We start from the raw sequence: 5,520 nt of genomic DNA on the forward strand, positions 1-5,520 counted from the left end.
CCCGGGAGCGGGCCCGTCCGTGCCGGGGACGGGCGGGAGGGGCGGGACGGGCGCCGGGGGCGGATCCGACGACGGCCCGGCCTCCGGTTCCCCGCCCCCCGCCGGCCCCTCGGCCGCCGCCCGTTCCCGCTCCTGCGGCTCGGTGCGGCGGCGGCGCTCCGCCTCCACGGTCGCCAGCAGGGTGTCCGGCGCGAAGCCGCCGTTCAACGACTCGTACAGCAGCTGCGCGAGCAGGTAGGAGGGGTGCCGGCGGAGCGTGTGCCCGAGCACCACCCGCGCGGTCGCGGTGTCCCCCGCGACCCACGAGACCCAGGCCAGCAGGGTGAGCGGCGGCGCGGCGCAGCTCTCGTAGGGCGGCACGCACCGGGTCACCAGGAACCGCCAGAGCCGTTGGGCGGGCGCCAGCTCGGCCGGTCTGGCGTACTCGGCCGCGCGGTCCCGGACGGTCCGGTCCTGGAGCGCCAGCAGCAGCCGCGCCGTCCGGTCCTCGTCGAGCACGCTCGCCCCGGCCATGAACTCGGCCACGACCGCGTCGAGCAGCGCGGTGTGCTCCCGCCGGTCGGGCGACGGCCGCCGCCCCGGCGACGGCCCGGCTCCCGCCCGGGCGAAGGCCCCCCGCAGGGCGGCCGCTCCCGGCGGGCCGACCGGGGCCAGCCCGGCGAGGATCTCCTTGCGGCTGCCGCGCGGCGCCAGGCCCGCGACGGTCGCCGCCACCGCGACCGGCCCGGGCCCGGGCGTGCGGCGGATCGGGTGCCCCGACGGATCGCAGCAGCCCTCCCGCGTGCAGAGGTAGGACCACCAGCGGCCCTCCGAGACGCACAGCGACTCCTTGACCCGCACGTCCCGCCTCTCGAAGGCCTGCCGCAACCGCTCCGCGAGCGGCCGCAGCCGCTCGGACACCGGCGGGCCGTGCCTCCCGCCCGGCGGCCCGGCAGGATCCTGGCAGAGATAGAGGAGGACCTGGACCGGTCGCCGGTCCTGCCGCTCGGAGAGCCGGACGAGGAGCGCGGCCGTCTCCTCGGCGGCGGCCGGCCACTCCTCGGCCGACTCGGGGATGTCCAGCCGGATCACCCCGCCCTGGTGCAGGCCGGGCGGCTGGAGGCCGACCGCGACGATGCTGTCGTCGGGGAAGAAGCCGAGCAGGTAGGGCAGCACCTCGGCCATGTCGGCCGGGCCCCGCATGGTGATCGGACGGCCGTCGGGGCCGTCGCCGAAGGAGAGCGCGATGGGTTCGTCGGTCATGGCCGGAAGGCTGCCGCAATTCTCCGCAGCCCCCGGAAAATTCTTCCAGATCTGTGGACAAACCCGGCCTGTGAATAACTCCTCCCCCGAACGGCGTATCGCCGAGCCACTCGTCCGGGGGAAAACGGGCCGCCGTTCAGCAGAAGAACGGATGAAACACCTCTCCGCTGCACCCGCGTCCCGCCCACCGCCGTTCGCCCCTTGTCGGTTCCTCGGGGTTACATGGGGGCCATGCAGCAGTCGAAGACCCCCACCACCGCCACCGCCGCCGACCGCGCCGAGGTCCGGGCCCGGGCCGAGGCCGTCCTGCGCGAGCTGGCCGGCCCGGGCGCCACCCTCCGCGAGGACCAGTGGACGGCCATCGAAGCCCTGGTCGTCGACCACCGCCGGGCCCTGGTGGTGCAGCGCACCGGCTGGGGCAAGTCCGCCGTCTACTTCATCGCCACCGCCCTGCTGCGGGCGCGCGGTGCCGGTCCGACGGTGATCGTCTCGCCGCTGCTCGCCCTGATGCGCAACCAGGTCGACTCGGCGGCCCGGGCCGGCATCCACGCCCGCACCATCAACTCCGCCAACACCGACGAGTGGGACGCCGTCCAGGCCGAGGTCGCCGCCGGATCGGTGGACGTCCTGCTGGTCAGCCCCGAGCGGCTGAACAACCCGGACTTCCGGGACCACGTGCTGCCCAAGCTCGCCGCCTCCACCGGCCTGCTGGTGGTCGACGAGGCCCACTGCATCTCCGACTGGGGCCACGACTTCCGCCCCGACTACCGGCGGCTGCGCACCATGCTCGCCGAGCTCCAGCCGGGCGTCCCGGTGCTGGCCACCACCGCCACGGCCAACTCCCGGGTCACCGCCGACGTCGCCGAGCAGCTCGGCACCGGTGCCGGCGACGAGCACGCGCTGGTCCTGCGCGGCCCGCTCGACCGCGAGAGCCTCACCCTCGGCGTGCTGAGCCTGCCCGACCCGGCCCACCGGCTGGCCTGGCTCGCCGACCACCTCGACCGGCTGCCCGGCTCCGGCATCGTCTACACCCTCACGGTCGCCGCCGCCGACGAGGTGACGGCCTTCCTGCGCGAGCGCGGCTTCACGGTGGCCTCCTACTCCGGCCGCACCGAGGACGCCGAGCGCCGCACCGCCGAGGCCGACCTGCTGGCCAACCGGGTCAAGGCGCTGGTCGCCACCTCCGCCCTCGGCATGGGCTTCGACAAGCCGGACCTCGGCTTCGTGGTCCACCTCGGCTCCCCCAGCTCCCCGATCGCCTACTACCAGCAGGTCGGCCGGGCCGGGCGCGGGGTCGACCGGGCCGAGGTGCTGCTGCTGCCCGGCCGCGAGGACGAGGCGATCTGGCGCTACTTCGCCTCGCTCGCCTTCCCGCCCGAGGAGCAGGTCCGCCGGACCATCGACGCACTCGCCGAGGCCGGCCGGCCGCTCTCCACCGCCGCGCTGGAGCCCCGGGTGGACCTGCGCCGCACCCGGCTGGAGACCATGCTCAAGGTCCTCGACGTGGACGGCGCCGTCCGGCGCGTCAAGGGCGGCTGGACGGCCACCGGCCGGAGCTGGGAGTACGACGCCGCCCGCTACGCCAAGGTGGCCGCCTCCCGGGAGGCGGAGCAGCGGGCGATGCGCGAGTACGCGACGGCCACCGGCTGCCGGATGGAGTTCCTGCGCCGCCAGCTGGACGACGAGCAGGCGGCGCCCTGCGGCCGGTGCGACAACTGCGCCGGGCCGCTGCACGGCCCCGAGGTCTCGGAGCAGGCCCTGGAGGCCGCCCGCGCCGCGCTCGGCCGGCCGGGCGTCGGCGTCGAGCCGCGCCGGCTCTGGCCCACCGGCATGGACGCGCTGGGGATCCCGCTCAAGGGCCGCATCCCGGCGGGCGAGCAGGCCGAGACGGGCCGGGCGCTCGGCCGGCTCTCGGACATCGGCTGGGGCACCCGCCTGCGCTCGCTGCTCGCCGACCAGGCCCCGGACGGCCCGGTCCCCGGCGAGGTGGTGGACGCCCTGGTCACCGTGCTGGCCGACTGGGCGCGCGGGCCCGGCGGCTGGGCCGGCCCGGCGACGGCCGACGGCACCCGGCTGGAGCGCCCGGTCGGCGTGGTCACGATGGCCTCCTCCACCAGGCCGCAGCTGGTCGGCAGTCTCGGCGCCAGGATCGCCGAGATCGGACGGCTGCCGCTGCTCGGGCGGATCGAGTACGCGACCGGGCAGCCGCCGCACGGGTCGCGCAGCAACAGTGCCCAGCGGCTGAACTCGGTGGCGGGCGCGCTGGTCCTGCCGCCGGAGACGGCCTCGGCGGTGGCGGCCGCGGCCGGGCCGGTGCTGCTGGTGGACGACCTGGTGGACTCCGGGTGGACGGTCACCGTGGCGGCCCGGCTGCTGCGCCGCGCCGGGGCGGGCGCGGTGCTGCCGCTGGTGCTGGGCCTCCAGGGCTGACCACACCCGATCGGAGCAGTGCCGCGGACCGGGAAGAGCGTCGTGGGAAAGGAGGAACGGAGTTGTCCGGGAGGCTTGCCAGCGCCCTCCGGCCCGGCCGGATCACGATCCGGCGATGTCAGGGCCGGTTCCGGGCGACCGTGGAACATATCCGCCGGAACCTGGGCTTTCGGGCGGCGTTCATCATTTCATCATTGCCGCTCCGCCCCATCTGCCCTGAGAATTGGACCGTACCCGGAGCCCGGTCCGCTGGACCATGCCTCTGGCGTACGCGGACACCCGCGCACTCGTGGGTCGGGAAGGAGGGTCGTGATCAGCGGAGACGACCGAGGTCTGTATCCCCCCGACCGGAGTCCGGCCCCCAGACGGGTGCTCGACCTGGAGACCTGGACGGCCTCGGGCATCCCGCTGCTCCGCGATCCCCGCGACTTCGTCCTGGAACTCCACCGGCGCCACCTGCCGCAGCCCGGCACGGTGGTGGTCTCCGTCCTGGACGCGCTGCACCGGGTGACCGCCTCGGCCTCGTTCGCCCCGTGGCCGCACGACACGGACGGCTGGCAGCACCGCAACGCGATCCTCACCCACCTGCGCCAGGTCACCCCGCACGACCTGCGGCTGCCCGCGCCGAGGCGCACGACCGTCCTGCTGCGCTGCCGCGAGGGCTCGGCCGGCTGGACGGAGCAGGACGGTGCCTGGATGTGGGGCCTGCGGGACGCGGCCGGACTGCACGGGCTGCGCTGCGGGGCGTACGTCGCGCTGACCCCGGCCGGCTGGCAGATCCTCGGCGACGGACGGAGCGGGCGCAATCCGCACGCGGGTTCGTGGGCGCAGGGACCGGTCCACACCGTGACCGAGCTGCCGCCGCGCACCGCGCGGGACACCCCGCGCACCCAGCGGCCGCAGCGCGGCGAACGGCCCTCGCACTCCCGCCAGCCCGAGCGCCCCTGGGGGCCCGCCCGGGTCACGGCGGTCGAACCGGCCCGGCGCACCGGCACCCGCTGACCACCCGTCCACCCGCCCGCGGTCCGTGACGGCCGCCGGGGGCGGCGCCGTGCCCGCGCCGCGCCACCGGACCCACCCGGCCGGGCCGCCGCCCCGCCGCCCGTACCCGGCGGGCGAGGGGCTGGAGGAACGCCGCGTCCCGGCACCCGCGGGGGTACCGGGACACGGACTGCGCGGAACTCACCCGGCGGTCCCGGGCCACGGGTCTCAGGCGGGCAGCCTGCGCGGAGCCGGAGTGCCGGTGGCGCCGAGCGGCAGACCGGCGGCGGCCGGATCGGCGCCGCCGCAGACCACCAGCAGCGCCTCGGCGTGCTGCAGCGCCTTGGCGTACACCGCCGCGGCACGGTCGGCCGGGCCGCCGTTGACCACCAGCACGACCACCGGTCGGCGGACCGGGCGGGTCAGCCCGGCGTCGGCGTAGAACACGTCGCCGCCCTCGGCGAGCTGCGCCCAGTAGCGCTCCTCGCCGAAGGAGAGCTCGTGCTGCTGCCAGGGGTGCGCCGCGCCGGCCGTCAGCACCAGGACGGCGCCGGGGTCGCGGCCGGACTCCAGCAATTGGTCGACGGTCTCGTCCGCGCGGTCCAGCGCCTCCGCCTCGGCGGCGGGGACGTGCCGGACCTCGACCTGCGCCGGGCGGGGCGCGGGTCGCGGAGGGCTGGGCTTGGGGATCGGGTTCGGGCGCGGCGAAGGCCCCGGTCGGTCCGCCCGCGCGGCCGTCGGACGCGGCGGTGGCGGCCGCGGCGGCGAGCCGGATCTCCAGCAGGTCGGTGCCGGGCGGGCAGCGGTCGGCGATCGCGGCCCGCAGCCGCTCCTCGGAGTCGGCGTGCACCCGCTGCCAGACCGTGG

Annotated in this window: 4 protein-coding genes; 2 read left to right on the plus strand and 2 right to left on the minus strand. The window is 76.7% G+C overall.

Annotation, left to right across the window (positions count from 1 at the left end):
* A partial coding sequence (locus tag ACFXAM_RS37565) for a DUF4192 domain-containing protein (protein ID WP_380298301.1) occupies positions 1–1,242 on the minus strand: 1,242 nt, incomplete at its 3' end.
* 231 nt (positions 1,243–1,473) lie between these two features.
* Here ACFXAM_RS37565 and ACFXAM_RS37570 point away from each other — a divergent pair.
* Together ACFXAM_RS37570 and ACFXAM_RS37575 are read left to right on the plus strand one after the other, a co-directional pair.
* Positions 1,474–3,672, plus strand: a complete 2,199-nt coding sequence (locus ACFXAM_RS37570; RefSeq protein WP_380298303.1) for a RecQ family ATP-dependent DNA helicase — start codon at positions 1,474–1,476, stop codon at positions 3,670–3,672.
* Between the two features lie 333 nt (positions 3,673–4,005).
* Positions 4,006–4,674 (plus strand): hypothetical protein, encoded by a 669-nt coding sequence (locus ACFXAM_RS37575; protein WP_380298307.1) that lies wholly within the window; start codon positions 4,006–4,008, stop codon positions 4,672–4,674.
* Between the two features lie 207 nt (positions 4,675–4,881).
* Here the strand turns inward: ACFXAM_RS37575 and ACFXAM_RS37580 are convergent, their stop codons facing one another.
* On the minus strand, positions 4,882–5,229 hold the full coding sequence (locus ACFXAM_RS37580; protein WP_380298305.1) for a hypothetical protein: 348 nt from the start codon (positions 5,227–5,229) through the stop codon (positions 4,882–4,884).
* Positions 5,230–5,520: the final 291 nt, after the last annotated feature.

Source organism: Kitasatospora sp. NPDC059462 (genome assembly GCF_042749955.1).
Taxonomy (GTDB): domain Bacteria; phylum Actinomycetota; class Actinomycetes; order Streptomycetales; family Streptomycetaceae; genus Kitasatospora.

What these genes read in the sequence shown, in the direction of transcription:
- ACFXAM_RS37570 (WP_380298303.1), top strand. Translation starts at nt 1,474, where the DNA reads ATGCAGCAGTCGAAGACCCCCACCACCGCCACCGCCGCCGACCGCGCC.